Source organism: Motilibacter peucedani, assembly GCF_003634695.1.
In the GTDB taxonomy this organism is placed as follows: Bacteria; Actinomycetota; Actinomycetes; order Motilibacterales; family Motilibacteraceae; genus Motilibacter; species Motilibacter peucedani.
Genome location: NZ_RBWV01000001.1, coordinates 70,776 through 95,069 on the forward strand (window position 1 = coordinate 70,776; position 24,294 = coordinate 95,069).

Genomic DNA, 24,294 nt, shown 5'->3' on the forward strand with positions numbered 1-24,294 from the left:
TCCGCGGGCGCGCCTCAGCCGGCGACGCCGCCCACGGCCTGGCCGACGGCGTAGGTCAGCGCCAGGGCCGCGCCGCCGAGCACCAGCTGGCGCGAGCCGCTGAACCACCACGGCCGCGCCGTGACCTGGGCGACGACCGCACCGCCGGCGAACAGCGCCACGAGGGTCGTGAGCACCGAGGCCGCCAGGCCTGCGCCGAGCAGGTAGGGCAGCACCGGCAGCACCGCGCCGAGCGCGAAGGAGACGAACGAGGAGCCCGCGGCCAGCAGTGGCGAGGGCAGCGCGTCGGCGTCGAGGCCGAGCTCCTCGCGCACGTGCACGGCCAGCGCCTGCTCGGGGTCGCGGCTGAGCTGGTCGACCACCTGGCGGGCCAGCTCGCGGTCGACTCCGCGCGCGACGTAGACCTCGACCAGCTCGAGCCGCTCGCCGCGCGGGTTGGCCGCCAGCTCGGCGCGCTCGACCTCGATCTCGGCCTGCGCGAGCTCGGACTGCGAGGCGACCGAGATGTACTCCCCCGCCGCCATGGAGAACGCGCCGGCGCACAGGCCGGCGAGCCCCGCTAGGAGCACCGCGTGCCGGGCGGAGCTGCCACCCGCCACGCCGGCCACCAGCGCAGCGTTGGACACCAGCCCGTCCATGGCGCCGAACACGGCCGGCCGCAGCCAGCCGCCGCTCACGTCGCGGTGGGTGTGGTGCACCTCCGGGCCGGTGCGGGCCACCCGCTCCTCCGCTCCCTCGACCGGCACGCTCAGGCCGGGGTCTGGTCGCTGGGCGGCAGGCGGTGGCTCCCGCCGTGGGCGGCGCGCACGTCCACGGGGTCGTCTCCGTCAGCCGGGTGGTCGACCACCGGGTCGTGGGCCGGCGTCGCATCGTCGTCGACGTCCGCGCTCGGCGCCGCGGCACCCGGCTCGACGTCGACCTCGCGCCCGGGGCGCAGCCGCGCCGAGACGACGATGTAGGCCGTCGCCAGCAGGAACAGCACCGCCGCGGTGAACTGGTTGAGGCGCAGGCCGAGGAAGTGCTCGGCGGTGTCGACGCGCATGGCCTCGATCCACGAGCGGCCCACGCAGTAGGCGGCGACGTAGAGCGCGAAGGCGCGCCCGTGCCCCAGCCGCCACTTGCGGTCGGCCCACACGACCAGGCCCGCGACGCCGAGGTCCCAGATGCACTCGTACAAGAAGGTGGGGTGGTAGGTGCCGAGCTGCGGCGTGTCCTCCGGCCGGTGGGCCGGGTCGATCTCCAACCCCCACCAGCGCGTGGTCGGCGAGCCGTAGAGCTCCTGGTTGAAGTAGTTGCCCCACCGGCCCAGCGCCTGCGCGAGCACGATGCCCGGAGCCAGCGCGTCGGCGAACGGCGGCAGCGCGATGCCGCGGCGCCGGCAGCCGATCCACGCACCGACAGCGCCCAGCGAGATGGCGCCCCAGATGCCTAGGCCGCCCTGCCACACCTTGACCGCGTCGAGGGGGTGGCCGCCCTTGCCGAAGTAGGGCTCCGGCGTGGTGATCACGTGGTAGAGGCGGCCGCCGACGACGCCGAAGGGCACCGCCCACACCGCGACGTCGCTGACCGTGCCCTCACGGCCGCCGCGGGCCTGCCAGCGCCGCTCACCGACCCAGACCGAGAGGATGACGCCCGCGATGATGCAGAGCGCGTAGGCGCGCAGCGGCAGCGGGCCGAGGTGCCAGACGCCGCGTCCGGGGCTGGGCAGGAAGGCGTAGGAGTTCATCGTGCCGAGAGCCTAGTGCGGTCGTCGGGCAGCGGGGCGGAGAGCGCCTCCCCCATCACCAGGACGGCGAACAGCGCGAGCGTGAGCAGGTGCACGACCGTGCACCACAGGCAGATGGCGTCGATGCGGAAGAGCTCGGCCCACACCAGCCACAGCACCGAGACGACGCCGACGGCGGCGCCGGCGAGCCGGGGTGCGCGCAGGGCCGGCCGCCACGCCGGCGGCAGCGAGAGCGCGCCCATGACCGCGAAGAACACCAGGCCCAGCACCGCCACGGGGACGCCCAGGACCTTCGAGTAGCTGCTCGTCGTGACCTTGACGCAGTTGATCGTCGACGACTCCGGGCAGGCGAACGACGTGCCGTGCGAGAAGTGCTCGACGGTGAGGTAGCCGGAGACCGCGAGGCCGGCGGCGCACAGCACCAGCGAGGTGGTCACCATCCAGCCCGGCGCGGCGGGACGCGGCACCGCCTCAGCCGTTCTGCGGACTGAGCGCGGCGGCGGCCTTGGTCACCCCGGCGGCCGAGCACACCGCCGCCGGCTGCTGCCCCGTCAGCGTGCAGACCGCGGCGGTGATGCTGTTGGCGGTGCCGAGCACGCCCTTGGCGATCTCGCTCGTCGGGTCGGAGAGCGCCTGCGCCACCTGGGCGTGGGTCTTGCCCTGCAGCACCTGCGCGTCGTAGCTCGCTCCCGAGACGGCGTAGCGCCCGCCGATGTCGAGGAAGGGGTAGGCGCCCTTGCCGACCGAGCGCAGCAGGGCGAGGTCGGCGGGCGCCGCCGTGTCGAGCGGCGCGTAGCCGTTGCCCTCGCGCTCGTTGCTCTCGAGCTCCTGGCCGGTGAACGAGATGTAGTCACTGGTGTAGGTCGCACCGTGGAACGAGAGCGTCGGCGTGCTCGGGAAGACGTCGCTGGGCGAGGAGTGCGTCTGGGCGAGCCCGCTGAACGTGCCGAACCTGGAGAGCGCCGCCACGACGCCCCACCGCTCGGCGGCGCAGAAGGGGCAGTACTCGGCGCCGAGGTAGAGGACGCGGGGCTTGCCGTCCGCGGTCAGGGCCGGCTGGCCCGACAGCGGCGTCGGCTGGGCGGTCACCGTGCCGGTGCCCACAGCGGCGTACGCGGTGGCCGGGACCCCGGTCACCGCCGCGACCACGGCGGGGTCGGCAGGCTGCGAGGCCGCACCCGACTCGTCGGACGAGCCGCCGCTGGCCAGCCGGATGGCGACCAGGGCGACGACGAGGGCGACGACGACCGCGACCGAGCTGCCGGCGAGCAGGACCCTGCGGCGGCGCTCGCTCCTGGCCTGCTGGAGCCGGAGCTGCTCGGCCTTGGCGCGTGCGGCGGCGCGCCGGTCGGTCGGGGTCTTGCGCGCGGCGGGCATGCGGTGGTGTCTCCTCTGTCGGGCGGGCGGCTCCCGCTAGGGGAACCGCTCAGGAGGTCAGCGGGTTCCCGCGGACGCCGACGCGATGCCCTCGCGCAGGGCGCCGGCCAGCTCGCGCGCGGCCGTGCGACCGGCCTCGGCGTCGGGCGCGTCGAGGAACCGGCGGACGAACGCGCTGCCGACGATGACGCCGTCGGCGTAGCCGGCCACCTCGCGCGCCTGCTCGGGCGTCGAGACCCCCAGCCCCACGCAGACGGGGAGCTCGGTGCGGGCGCGCACCCGCTCGACCAGAGCGGCAGCGGTGCCGCTGAGCGAGGAGCGCACACCGGTCACCCCCATGAGGGAGGCGGCGTAGACGAAGCCGGAGCTCGCGGCGGCGACCTTGGCGATGCGGTCCTCGCTCGAGGACGGCGCGACGAGGAAGACGCTGTCGAGACCCGCCGACGCGGCCACCGACGTCCAGGCCGAGGCCTCCTCGGGCGGGAGGTCGGGCAGGATCACGCCTGCTCCGCCCGCTTCGACCAGCATCTCGGCGAAGCGCTGGGGGCCGATGCGCTCGATCGGGTTCCAGTAGGTCATCACGAGCGCGGGCGTGCCGGTCGCCGCGACCGCAGCGACGTCGGCGAAGACGTCGAGCGGGGTCGTGCCGTCGGACAGCGCGCGGTCGACCGCCTCCTGGATGACCGGGCCGTCGAGGACCGGGTCGGAGTAGGGCAGGCCGATCTCGACGACGTCGACGCCGCCCTCGACCATGGCCTGCAGGGCGGCCGCGCTGTCGGCCCGCGAGGGGAAGCCCGCCGGCAGGTAGCCGACGAGCGCGGCGCGGCCCGCGCCCCGCACGGCGGCGAGGCGCTCGGAGAGGACGCTCACCAGCCCTCGCCCGCCGAGTCCTGAGGCGCCCGCTCGACGGTCGCCTCGGCCGCCTCGACGATCTCGTCGTCGCCCAGCACGCCGAACCAGCGGGCGGCGGTGTCGACGTCCTTGTCGCCGCGGCCGGACAGGTTGACCAGCACGGTGCCGCGCTCGCCGAGCCGCCGGCCGACGCGCAGCGCGCCCGCCAGGGCGTGGGCGCTCTCGATCGCCGGAATGATGCCCTCGGTGCGGCACAGCAGGCGGAACGCCTCCATGGCCTCGCTGTCGGTGACCGGCTCGTAGTCGACGCGCCCGACGTCGTGCAGGTAGGAGTGCTCCGGCCCGACGCCGGGGTAGTCGAGCCCGGCGCTGATGGAGTGGCTCTCGACGGTCTGGCCCCACTCGTCCTGCAGGACGTAGGAGCGCGAGCCGTGCAGCACGCCCGGGCTGCCGCCGGTGATCGTGGCCGCGTGCCGACCGGTGTCGACGCCGTCGCCACCGGCCTCGAAGCCGACCAGCTGCACCCCGGGGTCGTCGAGGAACGCGGTGAAGATGCCGATGGCGTTGCTGCCGCCGCCCACGCAGGCGCACACGGCGTCGGGCAGCGCCCCGGTCAGCTCGAGCACCTGGGCGCGCGCCTCGTCGCCGATGACCCGCTGGAAGTCGCGGACCAGCTGCGGGAACGGGTGCGGGCCCGCGACGGTGCCGAAGAGGTAGTGGGTGGACTCGACGTTGGTGACCCAGTCGCGGAACGCCTCGTTGATCGCGTCCTTGAGGGTGCGGCTGCCCGTGGTGACGGGGACGACCTCGGCGCCCAGCAGGCGCATGCGCGCGACGTTGAGCGCCTGGCGGCGGGTGTCCTCCTCGCCCATGTAGACGACGCACTCGAGGCCGAACAGCGCCGCGGCGGTGGCCGTGGCCACGCCGTGCTGCCCCGCGCCGGTCTCGGCGATGACGCGCGTCTTGCCCATGCGCCGCGTCAGCAGCGCTTGCCCCAGCACGTTGTTGATCTTGTGGGAGCCGGTGTGGTTGAGGTCCTCGCGCTTGAGCAGGACGCGGGCACCGCCGGCCGAGGCCGCGAACTTCGGCACCTCGGTGACCGGGCTGGGTCGGCCGGTGTAGTCGCGCAGCAGTCCGTCCAGCTCGGCGACGAAGGCCGGGTCGTTGCGCGCCGCGGCGTACTCGGCCGCCACCTGGTCGAGCGCCGCGACCAGCGCCTCGGGCACGAACCGGCCGCCGAAGCGGCCGAAGTGGCCCTCGGCGTCGGGCAGCTCGGCCAGCGACGGCCGCTCGGGTGCGGCGGTCACGAGCGCGGCTGCTTCAGGGCGGGGTGCGCGCCGGCGGCGACCAGGTCGGCGACCGCCGTGCGCGGGTCCTTGCCGGTGACCAGGGACTCGCCGACGAGCACGGCGTCGGCGCCCTCGCGGGCCAGCTCGATGACGTCGTGCGGGCTGCGGATGCCGGACTCGGCGATCTTGACGCAGCCGTCGGGGATCAGGCCGGCCAGGCGCGGGAAGGCCCCCGGGTCGACGTCGAGGGTCTTGAGGTTGCGGGCGTTGACGCCGATCACCGTGGCGCCGGCGTCGACCGCGCGGCGCACCTCGTCGGCCTCGTGCGCCTCCACCAGGGGGGTCAGCCCGATCGACTCGGCCCGCTCGATCAGCGAGACCAGCGCGTTCTGCTCCAGCGCGGCCACGATGAGCAGCACGAGGTCGGCGCCGTGGGCCCGGGCCTCCCAGAGCTGGTAGCTGCTCACCACGAAGTCCTTGCGCAGCACGGGCACGTCGACCGCCTGCCGGACCGCGTCGAGGTCGGCCAGCGTGCCACCGAAGCGGCGCTGCTCGGTGAGCACGCTGATGGCGAACGCACCGCCCGCTTCGTAGTCGGCCGCGAGGACGGCGGGGTCGGGGATGTCGGCGAGCGCGCCCTTGCTGGGGCTGCGCCGCTTGACCTCGGCGATCACCCGGACGCCGCTGTTGCGGAAGCTCGGGACCACCGGCTTGCCGTCGGGGACGCGGGCGCACCGGGCCTTCAGCTCGTCGAGCGGGACCTGCGCCTGGCGCTCGGCCAGGTCAGCGCGGACCCCCGCGAGGATCTCGTCGAGGACTGTCACCTCGGGCGGCTCCCTAGAACGATGCTGCTCGTGACCTGCACGTGACCTGCTGGGCCCGCAGTGCGGCAGGGCCCCGACGCCGCAGCCAGACTAGACCGAGGGACCGACGACGTCCTTCCGGGGTGCTCCGGACGGGTGACGGGCCGGCGCGACCGGGTCGCGGCAGGAGAGCGCTACGCCCGGAGCGCGGCGAGCGCGGGCAGGTTGCGCAGCACCGCGAAGGCCACCACGAGGCCCAGGGCCGCACGCCCCCTCAGCACCGCCGGCACGACCAGCGGGCGGCGGGTCGCGCCGCCCGCCGAGCGGACCAGCCAGGCCGCCCACGTGGCCGCCACCGCGGGCAGGACCAGCAGGACCACCAGGGCGTTGCTCGCGACGGCAGCCCCGGGCGAGCCCGTGGCGAGGTCCTCGACGGCGCGGAGCCCGCCGCAGAGCGGGCAGTCCAGCCCGGTAGCCGCGTGCAGCGGGCACAGGCCCCACGAGCCCTGCTCGTGCGGGTCGCGCGCGACCAGCGCGAGGACTCCGGCGAGCGCGGCGCCGGCCGCGCCGAGGGGGGCGCGCAGGCGTACGCCCCACCCCTCGGCCGGCGCGGGCGGCGCCGTCGTCGCGCTCACGGCCTCAGACCGTGATGACCAGCGTCTGCATGATCTTGTCGGCCAGCGTCTGGCGCTTGGAGTCCCACAGCGGGAAGAGGAAGCCGATGTAGCAGATGACGCTGTCGACGAAGTGGGCGATCTGGCGCACGAACGACATGAGCGGGCCGACGACGGCGCCGTCCTGCTCGCGCACCAGCTTGATGCCGAGCATGCGCTTGCCCACGGTCTGGCCCGTGGTGCCCTGCTGGAACACGAAGTTCCAGATCCCGTAGGCGACGTAGCCCAGCCACGCGACGAAGACCAGCAGGCCGCCGACGCCGTGGCCGATGGCCGTGCCGACCGCCACGAGCACGACGAACGGCACGAAGCCGACCAGGAAGTCGACGACGAACGCCCCGGCGCGCTGGCCCCAGTTGGCGTACGGCGGCGTGCCGTAGCCGGCGGGCTGGCCGTACTGCTGGCCGTAGGCCGGCTGGCCGTACGCGGGTGCGCCGTACTGCTGCTGGCCGTACTGCGGCTGGCCGTAGGCGGGCGCACCGTACTGCGGCTGGCCGTACGGCTGCTGCTCGCCCTGCGGCTGGCCGTAGGCGGGCGCGCCGAACTGCGGCTGCTCGCCCTGGGGGGCGCCGTACTGCGGCTGGCCGTAGGAGGGGGCGCTCGGCGCGGGAGGCTCAGCGGCCGGCTTCTCGAACGACGGGCCGGTGGAGCTGCCGTAGGCCGGGGGCTCGGGCTCCGGCGCGCTCCCGGAGCTGTCCGGGGGCGGGGGGAGTTCGCTGCTCATGGGGTGGCCTTCCTCGACCGACGGGGGCGATGACGAGCGCGCAGCCTAGTGCCGGCCGACCGTGCCGCGGAGCGGAACCGGGCCTCACACGCCGGACGTGGGGTCCTCGCCGCGGTCGAGGGCCTCCCACGCCGACCGGGCGCCGGCCGGCCGCGCCGTCGGGGCGTCGTAGCGCGCGCCCAGGGCGCTCCAGCGGCGGGCCGCCAGCGCGACGGCACCACCGCCGACGACGAGCAGCGCCCCGACCAGCGCGAGGACGGGCCAGCCGGTGGCCGTCGCGGTCCACCCGCTGGAGCCGGCGAGCGAGCGCCGCGCCTCCTCCCAGGCGTGCTCGCGGGCGCCGGGCAGCACGCCGCGGGCGAGGGTCAGCGCCGCGGCACCGGCGCCGGCCGCGACCAGCAGCGCGCCGACCAGGCGCCGCGCGGCTCCCCGGGCGGCGAGCAGGCCGCCTGCTCCCGCGAGGGCCACCAGCCCGAGGGCGGGGACGCCGGCGGCCAGGGTGCGGCCCGTGAGGTGCACCGGCGGGAGCGGCACGCCACCGCGTACGCGCACCGTGGACCACGTGCGCCCTGCCGCGAGCAGCAGCAGCGCTCCCCCGGCCAGCGTCGCGGCGACCGCGCTGCTGCGCGGGCTGCCGGCGGCCATCAGGCGCGCGCGGGACGCAGCGTGCCGGCCGCGGCGACCGCCCGCAGCACCGCCGCCGCCTTGTGGGAGCACTCCTCGTCCTCGGTGGCCGGGTCCGAGTCGGCGACGATGCCGGCGCCGGCGGCGACGTAGGCGGTGCCGTCGCGCAGCACCGCCGTGCGGATCGCGATGGCGGTGTCGGCGTCGCCGGCGAAGTCGAGGTAGCCCACGATGCCGCCGTAGAGGCCGCGGCGGGTCGGCTCCAGCGACTCGATGATCTCCATCGCGCGCGGCTTGGGCGCGCCGGACAGCGTGCCGGCCGGGAAGCAGGCCGTGAGCGCGTCGAACGCCGTGCGGCCCTCGGCCAGCCGGCCGACGACGGTCGACACGATGTGCATCACGTGGCTGAAGCGCTCGACCGACATGAAGTCGACGACCTCGACGCTGCCCGGCGCGCTCACCCGGCCGAGGTCGTTGCGCCCGAGGTCGACGAGCATCAGGTGCTCGGCACGCTCCTTCGGGTCGGCGAGCAGCTCGGTCGCCAGAGCCGTGTCCTGCTCGGGCGTCGCGCCGCGCGGCCGGGTGCCGGCGATCGGGTGCAGCATGGCGCGTCCGCCGGTGACCTTGACCAGGGCCTCGGGGCTCGAGCCGACGATGTCGAAGCCCTGCGGCAGGCGCAGGAGGTACATGTAGGGGCTCGGGTTCGTGACCCGCAGGACGCGGTAGACGTCGAGGGCGCTGGCCGCGGTGGGCGCCTCGAAGCGCTGCCCGACGACGATCTGGAACGCCTCGCCGGCGCGGATCGCCTCGCGTGCCGTGTCGACGGCGGCGCGGTAGTCGGCGGAGCTCGTGCGCCGGCGGAAGTCCGGCTCCGCGGCGCGGTCGAGCACCGCGGCGGTGGCGGCGGCCGGTTGCGCCAGCTCGGCGGTCATCCGGTCGAGCCGCTCGACCGCGCCGGACCACGCCTCGTCGACCCGGTCGTCGCTGTCGTCCCAGTTGACCGCGTTGGCGATGAGCACAACCGTGCCGTCGGCGTGGTCGAGCACCGCGAGGTCGGTGGCGAGCATGAGGCTGAGCTCGGGCAGGTGGAGGTCGTCCTCGGCGACGCTGGGCAGCCGCTCGAGCCGGCGCACGGCGTCGTAGCCGATGTAGCCGACCAGCCCACCGGTGAGCGGAGGCAGCGCGCGGGCCGGGTCAGGGGCCTGTGTGTGCAGGGCCCGCAGCGTCTCGCGCACCGCGTCGAGCGGGCTGCCGCCGCTGGGCATCCCGACGGGCGGGGTCCCCAGCCAGGTGGCTTCGCCGTCGACCTCGGTGAGCGTGGCGGCGCTCTGCGCGCCGACGATCGAGTAGCGCGACCAGACGCCGCCGTGCTCGGCCGACTCCAGCAGGAACGTGCCCGGCCGCTCCCCCGCCAGCTTGCGGTAGAGACCCACCGGGGTCTCGCCGTCGGCCAACAGCCGGCGGACGACCGGGATCACGCGGCGGCCCTTCGCGAGCGCCCGGAACTCCTCGAGCGAGGGCTCCACGGCGCCGTAGCCCGGCGTGCTCACGAGGCTGCCGCGTCGAGCAGCACGCGCGCGTCGAAGCACGTGCGGTCGCCCGTGTGGCAGGCGGCGCCGGTCTGGTCGACGCTCACGAGGAGCGCGTCCCCGTCGCAGTCGAGCCGGACGCCGTGCACGTGCTGCACGTGGCCGGAGGTGTCGCCCTTCACCCAGTACTCCTGGCGGCTGCGGCTCCAGTAGGTCGCCCGACCGGTCGTCAGCGTGCGGTGCAGCGCCTCGTCGTCCATCCACCCGACCATGAGCACCTCGCCGGAGTCCCACTGCTGCACGACGGCGGCCACGAGGCCGTCGGCGTCGCGCTTGAGCAGCGCGGCGACGTCAGGGGCGAGGGCGGAGGCGGTGGCGGGGACGCGGCTGGGCACGTCGCCATCCTGCCAGCCGCGTACGCAGCGGTGCGCCTCAGCCGCGTACGCAGCGGTGCGCGGGGAAGGGGGGGCGCCATGACCACCTACGCGCGCGACGAGCGCGCCGCCCTGGCCAGCACCCTGCTCGACGTGGGACCGGCCGCCCCGACGCTCGACGAGGGCTGGGCCGCGCGCGACCTGGCCGCGCACGTCGTGCTGCGCGAGGGCCGGCCCGACCTCGCTGCGGGCGTGTTCGTCGCCGCGCTTGCCGGGCGCACGGAGCGGGCGCAGGCCGAGCTGGCCCACGGCGACTGGGACGAGCTGGTGGCCCGCGTGCGCTGCGGCCCCCCTCGGTGGTCGCCGCTCGGGTGGGGCCCGGTGCACGAGCAGGTCAACCTGCTCGAGCTGTTCGTGCACCACGAGGACGTGCGCCGCGGCGGAGCCGGCTGGAGCCCCCGCGAGCTGCCGGCCGGCATGGAGCAGGCGCTGTGGGTGCAGCTGCGCCGCGCCGCTCCCGTGCTGACCCGCAGCACGCCCACCGCGCTCGTGCTGAGCCGTACCCCGGGGCACGACGAGGTCCGCCTCCACGCGCGCCGCGGGAGGACCACGACGGTCCGCGGGCTCGTGCCCGAGCTGGTGCTGTGGGTCTTCGGGCGGGTGGCGGCGGCCAGGGTCGAGGTGTCCGGCGACGCGGACACCGTCGGGGCGGCCGAGGACGCGCTCGGGGTGTGAGCGCGGCGGTCGGGCCGGCTCAGCGCACGGGCAGCTCGGCCGCGCGCAGGGCGTCCTTGACCTCGCCGATGCGCAGGTCGCCGAAGTGGAAGACGCTGGCGGCCAGCACCGCGTCGGCACCTGCCTGCACCGCCGGCGCGAAGTCGCCGACCGCGCCGGCGCCACCACTGGCGATGACCGGCACGGTGACGGCCGCTCGGACCGCGGCGATCATCTCGAGGTCGTAGCCGTCGCGCGTGCCGTCGGCGTCGATGCTGTTGAGCAGCACCTCGCCGGCGCCGAGCTCGGCCGCTCGCGCGGCCCACTCGACGGCGTCGAGGCCGGTGCCCTCGCGACCGCCGTGCGTGGTCACCTCGAAGCCGCTGGGCGTGCGGGCACCGTCGGGCCGGCACCGGCGCGCGTCGACCGAGAGCACCAGCACCTGCGAGCCGAAGCGGTGGGCGACCTCGCGCACCAGCTCGGGACGGCGTACGGCTGCGGTGTTGACGCCGACCTTGTCGGCGCCCGCCCGCAGCAGCCGGTCGACGTCGTCGACCGTGCGCACCCCGCCGCCGACGGTGAGCGGGATGAACACCTGCTCGGCGGTCCGTCGGACCACGTCGTAGGTGGTCTCGCGCCCGCCGCTGCTGGCGGTGATGTCGAGGAAGACCAGCTCGTCGACGCCCTCGGCGTCGTAGACGCGCGCCATCTCGACCGGGTCGCCGGCGTCGCGGATCTCGGTGAAGTTGACGCCCTTGACGACGCGGCCGCGGTCGACGTCGAGGCAGGCCACGACGCGCACCGACAGCGTCACGAGGCCGCGCCCTTCAGCGAGGTCGCCCCGAACGACGCCGTCGCGCCCGCCCACGACGACGTGACGGCCTCGCAGGCGGGGTAGTGGCCGGAGTCGGCCCGGCTGGTCGTGTAGGTCGACGCGGTCGAGCCGGCGACCACCGCGGTGCCGGCGGGGAACCCGGAGCCGACCGCCGACAGCGGCGAGGCCAGCCGGGCCCACCGGTAGGTGGTAGCGGTGCCGGGCGTCCCGGAGGTGACCGAGCAGGTCAGCACCGTGCCGACCGGCAGGGTCCCCGCCCCCGCCGGCACCGCGCCGGTCGGGGCCACGCCCGCAGAGGGGGTCGGCAGCATCAGCCCTGCGGCCACCTGCACGCTGCCCATCGAGTTCGAGGCGGTCACCGTGCAGACCAGCGTCGCCGACGGACCCACCTGTGCCAGCAGCGCCGGTGTCAGCGGCAGCGTCGAGGCCGTGCCGAGGACCACGGCGGGAGCGGTGGCGCTCGCCCACGCGTAGCCGCTCACCACGCCGGCACCGCTGAGGACGGGCGGGGTGCAGGTGAGCGCACCGGCGCCGTAGGCCGTCGTGACCGCTGGTGCGGTCACCGTCGTCGGGCCCGCGGCACGCGGCGCGGCCGGGAACCGCAGGCGTACGAGCGACCGGACGTGCGAGCGGGGGTAGCTCGCGGCCACGGTGCACGTGAGCGTGCGGCCGGCGTCAGCCGCCTCCACCACGTGGGTGGAGCCGGCGGCGGTCACCGTCGCGGCGAGCGGGGTGGGGTCCCCGTTGCGGGCCCAGGTGTAGGAGAGCGTGACGCCCTCGGTGTAGCGCCCGGGGGTGCAGGTGACCTGCGCCCCGAGCGCGGCGACCGGTGCCCTGCCGCGGGTGCGGATGCTGGGACCGACGAGCGTGAGGGGTACGGCGCGGCTGCGCGCCGCCGCGAGCGCCGGCAGCGAGGCGCTGGCCTGCCGGAGCCACCTGGCGTAGGCACCGACGCTGGTGAAGACGGTCGGGGTCGTCTGGCAGCCCCTCTCCGAGCCGTAGCTGGTGACGCCGACGACGTAGGGGACGCCACGCACCCGCGCGACCAGCGGACCGCCGCTGTCGCCCTCGCACGACGAGGCGTAGGTGCCGTCGCCCAGGCTCCGGCCGGCGCCGAGCTGGCGGCGGTCGTCGAAGGAGTAGAAGGTCGCCCGCGCCACGCTGTTGAGCTGGCGCAGGCTGGCCGTGCGCAGGTGGCCGTCGGGGTACTTCACGCGGTCGGACCAGCGGCCCCACCCGTAGAGCGAGAGCGGCAGCGTGCGCCCGCGGCGCAGGGCCGACGCCAGCGACGGCGTGCCGACCTTCGCGTAGGAGCTCAGCCCGAGCGGCACGGCCGAGCGCATGACGGCGATGTCGTCGTTGATGAGCAGCTTGGTGTAGGCCTCGTCGTAGCGCACCGCCTCGACCGGCACGACCCGACCGCGGGAGAACGGCTTGCCGAAGTCGTAGGCGTTGCCGTCGAGCAGCAGGTAGAAGGCGCCGCGGCCCACCGCGCAGTGGGCCGCCGTCAGCAGCAGCCGGGAGGACACCGCCGACACGGTGCACAGGCCGACCTCGCCCCGGGGGTCCGTCGGCACGAAGATCATGGGCAGGACCCAGGGCAGGGTGCGGCTCGGCGTGCGCACCACCGTGCCGTGGACGACGTCGCGCACCACCGGACGGTCGGGCAGCCGCACGGCCGGCAGGTCGTGCACCGCCCCTGCGGGCACCGGGACCGCCGCGGGCGCCGGGACCGCCGCGGGCGCCGGGACCGCCGGCGAGGCGGCGGCCAGCGCGGGCGCGGCCGGCACGAGCAGCGCGACGACGGCGAGCAGGACGGCGAGCGCGGGGCGGACGGTACGCCGGCGCGCGGCGCCGGACGGGAGCAGGAGCACGGGCGTCACAGTAGACGGACCGGACGACACGGGGCGAGCAGAGCGGAACGCCCGAACCAGGTGGTGCAGGACACGTCGGTCCACGTCAGGAGCTCGCCGCTCGCAGCGCGTCCTCGAGGGTGAAGGCCCCCGCGTAGAGCGCCTTGCCGACGATCGCGCCCTCGACGCCCTCGCCCGTGAGGCCGCGCAGGGCGGTCAGGTCGGCCAGCGAGGAGATGCCGCCGGAGGCGACGACGGGCCGCTCGGTCGCCGCGCAGACCGAGCGCAGCAGCTCGAGGTTCGGGCCGGTCAGGGTGCCGTCGCGGGCCACGTCGGTGACGACGTAGCGGGCGCAGCCGTCGGCGTCGAGCCGGGCCAGGACCTCGAACAGCTCGCCGCCCTCCTGCACCCAGCCGCGCGCCGCGAGCGTGGTGCCGCGCACGTCGAGCCCGACCGCGATCCGGTCGCCGTGCTCGGCGATCGCCCGTCGCACCCAGTCGGGCGACTCGAGCGCCGCCGTGCCGAGGTTGACCCGGGCGCAGCCGGTGGCCAGCGCGGCCCGCAGCGACTCGTCGTCGCGGATGCCGCCCGACAGCTCGACCGACACGTCGAGCCGTCCCGTGACCTCGGCGAGCAGCTCGCGGTTGCTCCCACGGCCGAAGGCGGCGTCGAGGTCGACCAGGTGGATCCACTGCGCACCGGCGGACTGCCAGGCGAGCGCCGCCTCGAGCGGGTCGCCGTAGGAGGTCTCGGAGCCGGCGGCGCCCTGGACGAGCCGGACGGCCTGCCCGTCGGCGACGTCGACGGCGGGCAGCAGGACGAGCGGGGCCTCGGCGCGGGGCGCGGTCACGGCAGTCAGATCCTTCGGTCGGAGACGGCGGTCAGCAGGACGGGGAGGGCGACGAGGGCGACGACGACCGCGGCGACGCGCAGCCCGGCGTCGTCGGTGAGGGCCACGACCGCGGCGAGCGCGACCAGCTCGACGAGCACGACGGCCCCGGCGCGCAGCCGCCGCCGCCGGGCCAGCACTCCCCCGGGGCGCCCCACGCGGGTCGGCCGGGGCCGCAGCGCGCCCAGCCGGCGGCGCCGGGCCGACGCGCGCGCCGCTCGCCGCTCGTGGCCGGCGCGCGCGGCAGCCCGCCGGCGCTCGAGCTCGGCCCGCCGCTGCGCCCGTTGGCCCTTGGCGCTCACGACAGCGTGCGCACCCAGTTCTGAAGCAGGGCGGCACCGGCGTCGCCGGACTTCTCGGGGTGGAACTGGGTGGCCGAGAGCGCGCCGTTCTCGACGGCCGCGACGAACGGGTGCCCGTGCTCGGCCCACGTCACCAGCGGCGCGCGCAGCCGCTCGGAGGGCGGCAGGTCGAAGCTGCGCACGCCGTACGAGTGCACGAAGTAGAACCGCTCGTCGGCGATGCCGTCGAAGAGCACCGAGCCCTCGGGCACCGTGACGGTGTTCCAGCCCATGTGCGGCAGCACCGGGGCGTCGAGCCGGTCGACCACGCCGGGCCACTCGCCGCAGCCGGCGGCCTCGACGCCGTGCTCGACGCCCTTCTCGAACATCACCTGCATGCCCACGCAGATGCCGAGCACCGGGCGGCCGCCGGCCAGCCGGCGGCCGATCACCTCGGGCCCCCGGACCGCGCGCAGCCCCTCCATGCAGGCGGCGAAGGCGCCGACGCCGGGGACGACGAGCCCGTCGGCCTCCTCGGCGACGGCGCGCTCGGAGGTGAGGACGACCTCGGCGCCCGTGCGCTCGAGCGCGCGCACCGCGGAGCGCAGGTTGCCCGAGCCGTAGTCGAGGACGGCGACGCGGGGCACCTAGAGCGCGCCCTTGGTCGAGGGCACGCCGACGACGCGCGGGTCGAGCGCGACGGCGTCGCGCAGCGCCCGGCCCAGCGCCTTGAACTGCGCCTCGACGATGTGGTGGGGGTCGCGCCCGGCGAGGACCCGGACGTGCAGCGCGATCGCCGCGTTGGAGGCGAGCGACTCGATGGCGTGGCGGGTCAGCGAGCCGACGTAGTCGCCGCCGATGACGACGTAGGCCTGGCCCTCCGGCTCGCCGGTGTGGACGCAGTAGGGCCGGCCGGCGAGGTCGACGGCGACCTGCACGAGGGTCTCGTCGAGCGGCACGAGCGCGTCGCCGAAGCGGCGGATGCCCGACTTGTCGCCCAGGGCCAGGCGCAGCGCCTCGCCGAGCGCGATCGCGGTGTCCTCGACGGTGTGGTGGGCGTCGATGTGGGTGTCGCCGGTGGTCTTGACCGTGAGGTCGAGCAGTCCGTGCTTGCCCAGCTGGCCGAGCATGTGGTCGTAGAAGCCCACGCCGGTGGAGACGTCGACGGTGCCGCTGCCGTCGAGGTCGACCTCGACGAGCACCGAGGACTCCTTGGTGGTGCGCTCGACGCGGCCCACGCGGGGGGCGCCGCTCGGGCGGGGTGCTGTGGTCACGCGCTGTCTCCCAGCAGGTCGAGTGCCGCCTCGAGCGCGTCGAGGAAGGCGGTGGTCTCCTCCGCGGTCCCGGCCGTCACGCGCAGCCAGCCCGGCAGGCCGACGTCGCGCACCAGCACGCCGCGCTCGAGCACGGCCTGCCAGACCTTGGCCGAGTCGGCGAAGCGTCCGAACAGCACGAAGTTGGAGTCGGAGTCGACGACGTCGAGCCCGCGCTCGCGCAGGGTGGCGACGATGCGCTCGCGCTGGCGGCGCACGTCGTCGACCGAGGCGAGCGTGTCGTCGGCGTGGCGCAGCGCCGCTCGCGCGGCCTCCTGGCCCACGACCGAGAGGTGGTAGGGCAGGCGTACGAGCTGGAGCGCGTCGACCACCTCCGGCGCCGCGGCGAGGTAGCCGAGCCGCCCCCCGGCGAACGCGAACGCCTTCGACATGGTGCGCGAGACGACCAGCCGGGGCCGGCCCTCGAGCAGGCCGACCGCCGAGCGGGCGCGCCCGAACTCGGCGTAGGCCTCGTCGACCACGAGCAGGCCGCGGGTCGCGTCGTAGAGGCGGGCCACCGCGTCGGGCGGGACGGCGGTCCCGGTCGGGTTGTTGGGCGAGCACAGCAGCACCAGGGCCGGGTCGGCCTCGCGCACGGCGGCCTCGGCGCGGTCGAGGTCGAGCCCGAACCGCTCGTCGCGCACGCGCGCGTCGAGCCACGTGGTGCCCGTGCCTACGCAGAGCAGGGGGTACATCGAGTAGGTGGGGCCGAAGCCGAGCGCCGTGCGGCCCGGGCCGCCGAACGCCTGCAGCAGCTGCTGGAGCACCTCGTTGGAGCCGTTGGCCGCCCAGACCTGCGCCCGGGTCAGCGCCACGCCGGTGGCCCGCCCGAGGTAGGCCGCGAGGTCGTCGCGCAGCGCCTCCGCGTCGCGGTCCGGGTAGCGGTTCATGGACGCTGCCGCGGCAGCGACCGAACGGGCCAGGTCGTCGACCAGCGCCGCGCTCGGCGGGTGGGGGTTCTCGTTGGTGTTCAGGCGCACGGGCACGTCGGCCTGGGGCGCGCCGTAGGGGCTTCGGCCGCGCAGGTCGGCGCGCAGCAGCTCGTCGAGCCCGCCGCTCACGGCTGCTCCTTGGGCACGCGCACGCGCACGGCGGCGACGTGGGCCACGAGGTCCTCCGCGCCGCCGAGGGCATCGATGTGGTCGGCGACCTCGGCGAGGGCCTCGCGGGAGTAGTCGACGACGTGGATGCCGCGCAGGAAGGTCTGGACCGACAGGCCGGGGTTGAAGCGGGCGGTGCCCCCTGTCGGGAGGACGTGGTTCGAGCCGGCGAGGTAGTCGCCCAGGCTCACCGGCGACCAGGCGCCGACGAACACCGCTCCGGCGTTGGTGACGCGCGCGGCCACGGCTGCGGCGTCGCGGGTGATGACCTCGAGGTGCTCGGCCGCCCAGGCGTCGACGACGGCGAGCCCGGCGTCGAGGTCGTCGACCAGGATCGCCGCCGACTGCCCGCGCAGCGCCGGGCCGACGCGGTCGACGTGCTTGGTCAGCGCGAACTGGCGCACCAGCTCCTCGTCCACCGCGTCGAGCAGCGCCTCGCTCGGGCTGACCAGCAGGCAGGACGCGTTGGGGTCGTGCTCGGCCTGCGAGATCAGGTCGGCGGCGACGAAGGCGGGGTCGGCGCTGTCGTCGGCGAGCACGCCGATCTCGGTGGGCCCGGCCTCGGAGTCGATGCCGACGCGCCCGCGGACCAGCCGCTTGGCCGCGGCGACGTAGACGTTGCCCGGACCGGTCACCAGGTCGACCGGCGCGCACTCGCTGGTGCCGTAGGCGAACATCGCGACCGCCTGGGCGCCGCCGACCGCGTGCACCTCCTCCACGCCGAGCAGCGCGCAGGCGGCGAGCACGCTGGGGTGCGGCAGGCCGCCGTTGTCGCGCTGGGGCGGGCTGGCGACCGCCAGCTCGCGGACGCCGGCGACCTGCGCCGGGACGACGTTCATGACGACCGAGGAGGGGTAGGCGACCAGGCCGCCCGGCGCGTAGAGGCCCACGCGCCGGACCGCGACCCACCGCTCGGTGACCGTGCCGCCCGGCGCGAGCTCGACCGTCTCGTCGGGACGCAGCTGGGCCTGGTGGACCAGGCGGGCCCGGCGCACCGACTCCTCGAGCGCCGCGCGCACGGCCGGCTCGAGCTCGTCGAGCGCGCGCGCCAGCTCGGCGGCCGGCACGCGGGTCGAGGTCAGCTCGACGCCGTCGAGCCGGGCAGTGGCCTCGAGCACCGCCGGGAGGCCGCGGGCGCGGACGTCGTCGACCATGGGCCGGACCAGCTCGACCGCCGCGCCGACGTCGAGGGCGGCGCGCGGGAGCACCTCGTCGACCGCGCGCGGGTCGCCTGCGCGGCCGCGCAGGTCGACGCGGGCGAGCAGGCGGTCCTCGGGCTCGGTCGCTGTCACGGGCACAGTCTACGGAGGAGCAGGACTGCGACCGGGCCGTAGGCTGCGGCCTGTGGACGACCAGGCGCACGAGCGGCTCCCGCTCTTCCCGCTCGGCACGCCGCTGGTGCCGGGCAGCTCGCTCGAGCTGCACGTCTTCGAGCCGCGCTACCGCCGCTTCGTCGAGCACCTGCTCGCGGCGCCGGAGCCGCGCCGCGACTTCGGGGTGGTCGCGCTGCGCGGCGGCGGCGAGGTGGGCGACGACGTCGCCGACGACCTCGGCGCGGTGCACGTCGTCGGCTGCGCGGCCCACCTGCAGGAGGCCGTGGCGCTGCCCGACGGGCGCTTCGAGCTCTCCGCCCTGGCGACCCGCCGCTTCGTCCTCCACGCCATCGAGCCGGGCGAGGGCGAGCCACGCGGCCCGCGCAGCGGCGCCCGCTGGGCGCAGGGCAGCGTGCGCTGGCTGGCCGACGAGCCGGGCGACGACGCCGACGAGCTCGCCGTGCCGGTCGCCCAGCTGCTCGCCCGCTACGTCGCCGCGCTGCCGGGAAGCATCGCCGGCGGGCTCGACCTGCCGGAGGCGGGCGTCGCGCTCGACGCCGTGGGGGTGTCGTACGCGGTGGCGCGCGCCGTCGTCCTCGCCGTCCACGAGCGGCAGGCCCTGCTCGAGGCGCCCGACGCCGCGGCGCGCCTGCGCCTCGCCCGGCGACTGCTGCGCCGCGAGCACGCGCTGCTCACCGGCGGGCTGCCGAGCCTGCCCGTGTCGCGGGCCGACCTCGCCGGCGAGCCGCTGTCGGTGAACTGAGGGGCGCCGCCGTGTCGGCGCTCGGTAGCCTCCCGCCCGTGGCCAAGCGCGCGACCCCCTCCGCCGGCACGCCCGCGACCGTGGCGCTCAGCGCAGCCGGCGTCGACTGGACCGCCCACCCCTACACCCACGACCCCGCCGCCGAGTCGTTCGGCACGGAGGCCGCCACCGCGCTGGGCGTCGCGCCTGAGCGGGTGCTCAAGACGCTGGTCGCCGACGTCGACGGCGCGCTGGTCGTGGCCGTGGTGCCGGTCAGCGGCACGCTCGACCTCAAGGCACTCGCCTCGGCGGTCGGCGGCAAGCGGGCCGCGATGGCCGATCCCGCCCTCGCGGAGCGCACGACGGGCTACGTCGTCGGCGGCATCAGCCCGCTGGGCCAGCGCAAGCGGCTGCGCACCGTCGTCGACGCCAGCGCGCTGGAGCACGACACCGTGCTCGTCTCGGGCGGCCGGCGCGGTCTCGACGTCGAGCTCTCCCCCGCCGACCTGGTGCGCCTGACGGGCGCGACCACCGCGCCCGTCGGCCGGCCCTAGGGCGCGTCCGGAGGCGGGGACTCGTGGTCGTCGACGCCGAGGCCGACGGTGAGGGCGACCTGGACCACGGTCGCGGCGATCGCCCAGAGCAGCAGCGCGCCGTGGGAGTGGACGTCGAGGCCGACGCGCACGTGGTGGCCGACGTCGTCGGCGCTGAAGCGGTGGGGCCCGAGCAGGTAGCCGACCCGCCACGCGACGAGGGAGCCGAGCAGCCCGCCCACCACGAGACCGGCCAGCCCGTCGAGCCCGCCGGCGCGGCGGGTGCCCGCCACGGCGAAGGTGACGAGGGCGCAGAGCACGCCGCTCACCACCGTGATGCCCATGAACCACGCCTCGGCGCCGAAGTAGGCGCCGGTCGACTCGAACGTGCCGTTGACGGCGCGCGGGCCCGCGACCGTGCCCTCGAGGTGGGGCGCGAGCTGGTTCCAGGCGAAGGCGGCGGCCACTCCTACGAGCGCGCTGCCCGCAGCGGCGCCGAGGGCGGTGGGCACGGAGGACCCGCGACCACCGGTGCCGCCGCGGCGCACGGCGTCGAGCAGCAGAGCGACGCGTGGACGCGGCTGCCGGTGCGCGTACGTCGCCGTTGCGTCAGCCACGAGCCGTCACCCTACGGCGCGCCGACCGGCTTGGCGAGCGGCTCGGGAGCGACTCGCCCGTCCGGCCCTGCCACCCCGTGCCGGGCGCGGACCCTGGCACCTCGTCGGACCCCGCGGCTAGCGTGTCGCCGGACGCCCGCGCCCCCGCGGTCCGGACGCTGACGAAGACGAGGCCGACCATGACGACCCCTGCGACGACGACCACGAGGACGCCTTCGAGCACTCTCCCGCGGTCGAGCGCCCGCCGCACCGCGCTCGCGACCGCCGCCCTCGCCCTGGCTGCGGCGGGCGTGCTCGTGGTGCCGCAGCACAGCGGCGCCGTCACCGCCGAGCCGCGCCTCGAGGTGAGCACGAGCCCGACGCGCAGCGGCGCACTGCCCCTCGCCGGTGCGTCGCTGTGGGGACTGGTCTACGTCACCGTCTCCGGCGTCGCCGGTCCGGCGCAGGTGGCGTTCCGCGTCGACGACACGGGACGCACGCGTACGCCGCTGCGCACCGACTCCGCCGCGCCGTTCGACCTCGTGGGCAGCACGTCCGGCGCCGGCGAGCCGGCGCGCCCGCTCGACGCCGCCTCGCTCGGCACGGGCGTGCACGTGCTGACCGCCGACGTGCGGCTGGGCACGGGACAGCTCAGCGTCCTCGTCGCCCGGTTCAGCGTCGGCCGCGGGCCGGTCGTCTCGCTGGTGCACAGCGCGGGCCGCGACCGGGCGGGCGCGGTGGCGGTGGCCGACGACGTCGTGCGCGGCCCGCTCTACGCGTTCCTCGCCGCCGCGCCGGGCCAGTCGGTGCGGCGCGTGCGGTTCTTCGTCGACGACCCCCACCGCGGCCGCACCCCGGCGCGCGTCGAGGGTTCCGCACCGTGGGACCTCGGCGGCACGAGCACCGACACCCGCTTCGCCGAGCCCGTCGACACGGCCGCCCTGGGGCAGGGCGTCCACACGCTGACCGCGGAGGTGACCGGCGGCGCCGGCACCGTCGTCACGAGCACGAGCTTCACCGTCTCCGGCCCGACCCCGTCCGACGCGTGGTCGTGGCGCACGGCGACCCCGGTGCCCGAGCGCGTGACCGAGGCGCAGGGCGTCGCCCTCGGCGACTCCGTCTACGTCTTCGGGAGCTTCGACTCCCGGAAGACCTGCTGCGTCCCCTCGCCGCGCACCTACCGCTACTCGGTGTCGAGCGGCACGTGGCGGGCGCTCGCGCCCATGCCCGACATGGGAACGCCGACCGGGACGCTGCGGGGCGGCGTCACCCACGCGGGCGTGGCCACCGACGGCCGGCGGATCTGGCTGGCCGGCGGCTACACCAGCGACAGCGCCGGCACCGGGCAGGTGTTCGGCACCGACCGCGTCTGGCAGTACGACACCGTGACGGGCACCTGGTCGGAGCCGTCGTGGCGCCTGCCGACGAAGGTCGCGGCGGGCCAGCTCGCCTACGTCGGCGGCGTGCTGCACTACTTCGGCGGCCACACCTACCAGCAGCGCGTCGACACGGCTGCCCACTGGGCGCTCGACCTGTCGGACCCGGCGGCCGGCTGGCAGCCGCGCGCTCCCATGCCGCAGGCGGTCAACCACTTCGGCTACGGCGTGATCGGCGGACGCATCTACGCGGTCGGCGGCCAGACCGGCTTCGACGACACGGCGCACGTCATGGGGACGCTGCAGGTCTACGACCCGGCCACCGACAGCTGGGAGGTGCGCGGCAGCACGCCGCTGCCGACGCCGCGCTCGCACATCGTCTCGGCCACCTTCGTCATGGACGGCCGGCTCGTCGTGGCGGGCGGCGAGCGCGCCGACGTGCACGAGCTGGTGCCGACGGCGGAGGTCTCGGCCTACGACCCGGTGACCCGGCGCTGGAGCTCGCTGCCCCCGCTGCCGGCCGGCCGGCTCTCCGGGGTGGCGGGTCCTGTCGACGGCAGCCGCTGGGTCTACGCCGGCGGGCGCTCGACCAGCACCTACCTCGCCACGGCACGCTGAGCGGCTCCGACGCGTCGCCGGGACGGCACCCCGCTCCGGACGCCGCCACGCTGCACGTGGAGCAGGAGCTCTCGGTGCTGCTGCGACGGGCGCGCGCCTACCTCGCCTCGCTGGCGGCCGAGCTGCACCCCGACCTGGAGGCCTCCGCCTACTCCACGCTGCTGCTCGTGCTGACCCGCGAGCGGGTCCGGGCGGCCGACGTCGCCGAGCACTTCAGCCTCAACAAGGGCCCGGTGAGCCGACAGGTCGCCGGGCTCGAGCGGCTGGGGCTCATCACGCGCGTCGCCGACCCGGACGACGGGCGGGCGCAGGTGCTGGTGGCGACGCCCGAGTGCCGGGCGCGGTGGGAGGAGCTGCGCGCGGACCGGGCCGCAGACGTACGCGCCGGGCTGGGTGCCTGGCCGCACCGTGACGTCGAGCGCTTCGCCGCGCTGCTCGAGCGGTTCAACGCGCTGTTGGAGTGAGGGTCGGACGGGGAATAGAGCCCACCGCGGTGGTTGCTATGAGCAACCAGTAGACCGTACGGTGAGACGCCGCCTCTGGAAGGACCACCTGTGAGCACGACCGCGACGACCGGGCCGGCGCAGCGCGTCGGCTCGTCAGGCATGACCCACCGCCAGATCCTCGAGGCCATGACCGGGCTGATGCTCAGCATGTTCGTCGCGATGCTGAGCTCGACGGTGGTGAGCAACGCGCTGCCGCGCATCCTGCACGAGCTGCACGGCGGCCAGTCGGCCTACACCTGGGTCGTCACAGCGACGCTCCTGACGACGACGGCGTCGACCCCGATCTGGGGCAAGATGGCCGACCTGGTGAGCAAGAAGCTGCTCATGCAGGTCGCGATCGTCGTCTACGCGGCCGGCTCGATCGTCGCCGGGCTCTCCGAGTCGGTGGGCATGCTCATCACCTGCCGCGCGGTGCAGGGCATCGGCGCCGGCGGCATCCTCGCGATGACGCAGGTCATCATGGCCGCGATGGTGTCGCCCCGCGAGCGCGGGCGCTACAGCGGCTACCTCGGCGCGACCTTCGCCGTCGCGACGATCGCCGGCCCGCTGATCGGCGGCGTGATCGTCGACACGTCCTGGCTCGGCTGGCGCTGGTGCTTCTACGTCGGCGTGCCGTTCGCTCTCGCCGCGCTCGTCACCCTGCAGCGCACGCTGCACCTGGTGACGGTGCGCCGTGAGGTCTCGGTCGACTACCTCGGCGCCGCGCTCATCACCGGTGGCGTCAGCGTCCTGCTGGTGTGGGTCTCGCTCGCGGGCCAGCAGTTCGACTGGCTGTCGGCCACGACGGCAGCGCTCGTCGCGGGCGGGCTCGCACTCCTCGCCCTGGCCGTCGTCGTCGAGCTGCGCGCGACCGAGCCGATCATCCCGCTGGCGATCTTCCGCGAGCGGACCGTCGCGCTCGCCACCTCGGCCGGCCTGTTCGTCGGGGTCGCGATGTACGGCGCCACGATCTTCCTGTCGCAGTACTTCCAGATCTCCCGCGGCGAGAGCCCGACCGCGAGCGGCCTGCGCACGATGCCGATGATCCTCGGACTGGCCGTCTCCTCGCTCGTCGTCGGCCGCCTGGTCTCGGGCACCGGGCGGTGGAAGCGCTACCTGGTCGCCGGCTCGGCGATCGCCACCGTCGGCTTCGCGCTGCTGGCCACGCTGTCGGCGGAGACCAGCTTCGTCCTGGTCGCGGTCTACATGGCCCTGGTCGGCATCGGGCTCGGCATGGTGATGCAGAACCTGGTGCTCTCGGTGCAGAACTCGGTCGCGGGCAGCCAGCTCGGTGCGGCCACCGCCACGGTGTCGTTCTTCCGCTCGCTCGGCGGCGCGATCGGCGTCTCGGTGCTCGGCGCGGTGCTCGGCACCCGGGTCGCCGACTCCATCGCCTCGGGCCTCGCCCACCTGGGCGTCCCGGCCTCGGCCATGGGCAGCTCGGACGGCGCGATCCCCGACGTCAGCACGCTGCCGAAGCCGGTCGCCTCGATCGTCGAGCACGCCTACGGCGACGCCGTGGGTGAGGTCTTCCTGGTCTCGACCCCGCTGGTGCTGCTCGCCCTGCTGTGCGTCCTGGCGATCCGCGAGGTGCCCCTGCGCACGCAGACGGGCACCGAGCTGGCCGAGGCCGGCGCCCAGCAGCCGCAGACCGCGGGCGTCTGAGGGAGCACG

The 24,294-nt window shown here is 75.9% G+C and carries 27 protein-coding genes; 6 read left to right on the forward strand and 21 right to left on the reverse strand.

What is annotated here, in order from left to right:
• Nucleotides 1–14: 14 nt before the first annotated feature.
• The 12 genes from CLV35_RS00305 to hisI all read right to left on the reverse strand — a co-directional run bounded on the left by CLV35_RS00305 (nt 15) and on the right by hisI (nt 9,993).
• A complete protein-coding gene (locus CLV35_RS00305) occupies nt 15–719 on the reverse strand; it encodes a VIT1/CCC1 transporter family protein (protein WP_231121235.1) in 705 nt (234 codons plus the stop codon).
• A gap of 29 nt (nt 720–748) precedes the next feature.
• Complete coding sequence (gene lgt / locus CLV35_RS00310; RefSeq protein ID WP_121191426.1) at nt 749–1,726, reverse strand: prolipoprotein diacylglyceryl transferase; 978 nt, start codon at nt 1,724–1,726, stop codon at nt 749–751.
• Nucleotides 1,723–2,193, reverse strand: a complete 471-nt coding sequence (locus CLV35_RS00315) for a vitamin K epoxide reductase family protein (protein WP_231121236.1) — start codon at nt 2,191–2,193, stop codon at nt 1,723–1,725. The genes lgt and CLV35_RS00315 overlap by 4 nt, the downstream gene beginning before the upstream one ends.
• A 4-nt stretch (nt 2,194–2,197) precedes the next feature.
• Nucleotides 2,198–3,103 carry a DUF929 family protein gene (locus CLV35_RS00320; RefSeq protein ID WP_121191428.1) on the reverse strand — a complete coding sequence of 302 codons (906 nt, stop codon included), beginning with the start codon at nt 3,101–3,103 and terminating at the stop codon, nt 2,198–2,200.
• 57 nt (nt 3,104–3,160) lie between these two features.
• Nucleotides 3,161–3,976, reverse strand: a complete 816-nt coding sequence (gene trpA, locus CLV35_RS00325) for a tryptophan synthase subunit alpha (protein ID WP_121191499.1) — start codon at nt 3,974–3,976, stop codon at nt 3,161–3,163.
• Nucleotides 3,970–5,262: a tryptophan synthase subunit beta gene (gene trpB, locus CLV35_RS00330; RefSeq protein ID WP_121191429.1), complete on the reverse strand. Its 1,293-nt coding sequence runs from the start codon at nt 5,260–5,262 to the stop codon at nt 3,970–3,972. Before trpB ends, trpA begins: the two co-directional genes overlap by 7 nt.
• Nucleotides 5,259–6,068 (reverse strand): indole-3-glycerol phosphate synthase TrpC, encoded by an 810-nt coding sequence (trpC, locus tag CLV35_RS00335; protein ID WP_121191430.1) that lies wholly within the window; start codon nt 6,066–6,068, stop codon nt 5,259–5,261. Before trpC ends, trpB begins: the two co-directional genes overlap by 4 nt.
• A gap of 173 nt (nt 6,069–6,241) precedes the next feature.
• Entirely contained in the window at nt 6,242–6,682 is a 441-nt protein-coding gene (locus tag CLV35_RS00340) for a DUF2752 domain-containing protein (protein ID WP_231121237.1), read from the reverse strand.
• Nucleotides 6,683–6,686: 4 nt separating this feature from the next.
• Nucleotides 6,687–7,445 carry an RDD family protein gene (locus CLV35_RS00345; protein ID WP_121191431.1) on the reverse strand — a complete coding sequence of 253 codons (759 nt, stop codon included), beginning with the start codon at nt 7,443–7,445 and terminating at the stop codon, nt 6,687–6,689.
• Nucleotides 7,446–7,529: 84 nt separating this feature from the next.
• The gene (locus CLV35_RS00350; protein ID WP_121191501.1) at nt 7,530–8,090 is read right to left on the reverse strand and encodes a Trp biosynthesis-associated membrane protein; all 561 of its coding nucleotides are present in this window, start codon (nt 8,088–8,090) and stop codon (nt 7,530–7,532) included.
• Complete coding sequence (locus CLV35_RS00355) at nt 8,090–9,619, reverse strand: anthranilate synthase component I (protein WP_183061527.1); 1,530 nt, start codon at nt 9,617–9,619, stop codon at nt 8,090–8,092. Before CLV35_RS00355 ends, CLV35_RS00350 begins: the two co-directional genes overlap by 1 nt.
• A complete protein-coding gene (gene hisI / locus CLV35_RS19770) occupies nt 9,616–9,993 on the reverse strand; it encodes a phosphoribosyl-AMP cyclohydrolase (protein ID WP_183061529.1) in 378 nt (125 codons plus the stop codon). The genes CLV35_RS00355 and hisI overlap by 4 nt, the downstream gene beginning before the upstream one ends.
• Nucleotides 9,994–10,071: 78 nt before the next feature.
• On the opposite strand from hisI, the gene CLV35_RS00360 reads away from it, so the two are divergent.
• Nucleotides 10,072–10,707, forward strand: a complete 636-nt coding sequence (locus CLV35_RS00360) for a TIGR03085 family metal-binding protein (RefSeq protein ID WP_121191433.1) — start codon at nt 10,072–10,074, stop codon at nt 10,705–10,707.
• Nucleotides 10,708–10,726: 19 nt separating this feature from the next.
• Here CLV35_RS00360 and hisF read toward each other — a convergent pair whose 3' ends face one another.
• The 8 genes from hisF to hisD all read right to left on the reverse strand — a co-directional run bounded on the left by hisF (nt 10,727) and on the right by hisD (nt 18,222).
• Complete coding sequence (hisF, locus tag CLV35_RS00365) at nt 10,727–11,500, reverse strand: imidazole glycerol phosphate synthase subunit HisF (protein WP_121191502.1); 774 nt, start codon at nt 11,498–11,500, stop codon at nt 10,727–10,729.
• A complete protein-coding gene (locus tag CLV35_RS00370; RefSeq protein ID WP_147431819.1) occupies nt 11,497–13,395 on the reverse strand; it encodes a trypsin-like serine protease in 1,899 nt (632 codons plus the stop codon). The genes hisF and CLV35_RS00370 overlap by 4 nt, the downstream gene beginning before the upstream one ends.
• Nucleotides 13,396–13,480: 85 nt before the next feature.
• Nucleotides 13,481–14,224 carry a bifunctional 1-(5-phosphoribosyl)-5-((5-phosphoribosylamino)methylideneamino)imidazole-4-carboxamide isomerase/phosphoribosylanthranilate isomerase PriA gene (gene priA, locus CLV35_RS00375; RefSeq protein ID WP_231121238.1) on the reverse strand — a complete coding sequence of 248 codons (744 nt, stop codon included), beginning with the start codon at nt 14,222–14,224 and terminating at the stop codon, nt 13,481–13,483.
• 5 nt (nt 14,225–14,229) lie between these two features.
• A complete protein-coding gene (locus CLV35_RS00380) occupies nt 14,230–14,565 on the reverse strand; it encodes a hypothetical protein (protein WP_121191435.1) in 336 nt (111 codons plus the stop codon).
• Nucleotides 14,562–15,191: an imidazole glycerol phosphate synthase subunit HisH gene (hisH, locus tag CLV35_RS00385; RefSeq protein WP_121191436.1), complete on the reverse strand. Its 630-nt coding sequence runs from the start codon at nt 15,189–15,191 to the stop codon at nt 14,562–14,564. Before hisH ends, CLV35_RS00380 begins: the two co-directional genes overlap by 4 nt.
• The gene (gene hisB / locus CLV35_RS00390; protein ID WP_121191437.1) at nt 15,192–15,818 is read right to left on the reverse strand and encodes an imidazoleglycerol-phosphate dehydratase HisB; all 627 of its coding nucleotides are present in this window, start codon (nt 15,816–15,818) and stop codon (nt 15,192–15,194) included.
• Complete coding sequence (locus tag CLV35_RS00395) at nt 15,815–16,918, reverse strand: histidinol-phosphate transaminase (RefSeq protein ID WP_121191438.1); 1,104 nt, start codon at nt 16,916–16,918, stop codon at nt 15,815–15,817. The genes hisB and CLV35_RS00395 overlap by 4 nt, the downstream gene beginning before the upstream one ends.
• Nucleotides 16,915–18,222 (reverse strand): histidinol dehydrogenase, encoded by a 1,308-nt coding sequence (hisD, locus tag CLV35_RS00400; protein ID WP_121191504.1) that lies wholly within the window; start codon nt 18,220–18,222, stop codon nt 16,915–16,917. The genes CLV35_RS00395 and hisD overlap by 4 nt, the downstream gene beginning before the upstream one ends.
• Nucleotides 18,223–18,301: 79 nt before the next feature.
• Between hisD and CLV35_RS00405 the strand changes: the two genes are divergently transcribed.
• On the forward strand, nt 18,302–19,033 hold the full coding sequence (locus tag CLV35_RS00405) for an LON peptidase substrate-binding domain-containing protein (protein WP_183061531.1): 732 nt from the start codon (nt 18,302–18,304) through the stop codon (nt 19,031–19,033).
• A gap of 38 nt (nt 19,034–19,071) precedes the next feature.
• Nucleotides 19,072–19,566, forward strand: coding sequence for a Cys-tRNA(Pro) deacylase (gene ybaK / locus CLV35_RS00410; RefSeq protein ID WP_121191505.1), 495 nt, complete (start codon nt 19,072–19,074; stop codon nt 19,564–19,566).
• Here the strand turns inward: ybaK and CLV35_RS00415 are convergent.
• Entirely contained in the window at nt 19,563–20,162 is a 600-nt protein-coding gene (locus CLV35_RS00415) for a DUF2567 domain-containing protein (protein WP_121191440.1), read from the reverse strand. The genes ybaK and CLV35_RS00415 overlap by 4 nt on opposite strands.
• 179 nt (nt 20,163–20,341) lie before the next feature.
• Between CLV35_RS00415 and CLV35_RS00425 the strand changes: the two genes are divergently transcribed.
• From CLV35_RS00425 to CLV35_RS00435, 3 genes are all read left to right on the forward strand, one after another.
• Complete coding sequence (locus tag CLV35_RS00425) at nt 20,342–22,135, forward strand: Kelch repeat-containing protein (RefSeq protein ID WP_121191442.1); 1,794 nt, start codon at nt 20,342–20,344, stop codon at nt 22,133–22,135.
• 56 nt (nt 22,136–22,191) lie between these two features.
• On the forward strand, nt 22,192–22,599 hold the full coding sequence (locus CLV35_RS00430) for a MarR family winged helix-turn-helix transcriptional regulator (protein ID WP_183061534.1): 408 nt from the start codon (nt 22,192–22,194) through the stop codon (nt 22,597–22,599).
• A gap of 141 nt (nt 22,600–22,740) precedes the next feature.
• On the forward strand, nt 22,741–24,285 hold the full coding sequence (locus CLV35_RS00435; RefSeq protein ID WP_121191507.1) for an MDR family MFS transporter: 1,545 nt from the start codon (nt 22,741–22,743) through the stop codon (nt 24,283–24,285).
• Nucleotides 24,286–24,294 lie beyond the last annotated feature (9 nt).

Excerpts from the sequence above, each read along its gene's own strand:
- lgt (WP_121191426.1), bottom strand. The coding sequence starts at position 1,726 with ATGAACTCCTACGCCTTCCTGCCCAGCCCCGGACGCGGCGTCTGGCAC.
- CLV35_RS00320 (WP_121191428.1), bottom strand. The coding sequence starts at position 3,103 with ATGCCCGCCGCGCGCAAGACCCCGACCGACCGGCGCGCCGCCGCACGC.
- CLV35_RS00345 (WP_121191431.1), bottom strand. The coding sequence starts at position 7,445 with ATGAGCAGCGAACTCCCCCCGCCCCCGGACAGCTCCGGGAGCGCGCCG.
- CLV35_RS00350 (WP_121191501.1), bottom strand. The coding sequence starts at position 8,090 with ATGGCCGCCGGCAGCCCGCGCAGCAGCGCGGTCGCCGCGACGCTGGCC.
- CLV35_RS00360 (WP_121191433.1), top strand. The coding sequence starts at position 10,072 with ATGACCACCTACGCGCGCGACGAGCGCGCCGCCCTGGCCAGCACCCTG.
- CLV35_RS00425 (WP_121191442.1), top strand. The coding sequence starts at position 20,342 with ATGACGACCCCTGCGACGACGACCACGAGGACGCCTTCGAGCACTCTC.
- CLV35_RS00435 (WP_121191507.1), top strand. The coding sequence starts at position 22,741 with ATGACCCACCGCCAGATCCTCGAGGCCATGACCGGGCTGATGCTCAGC.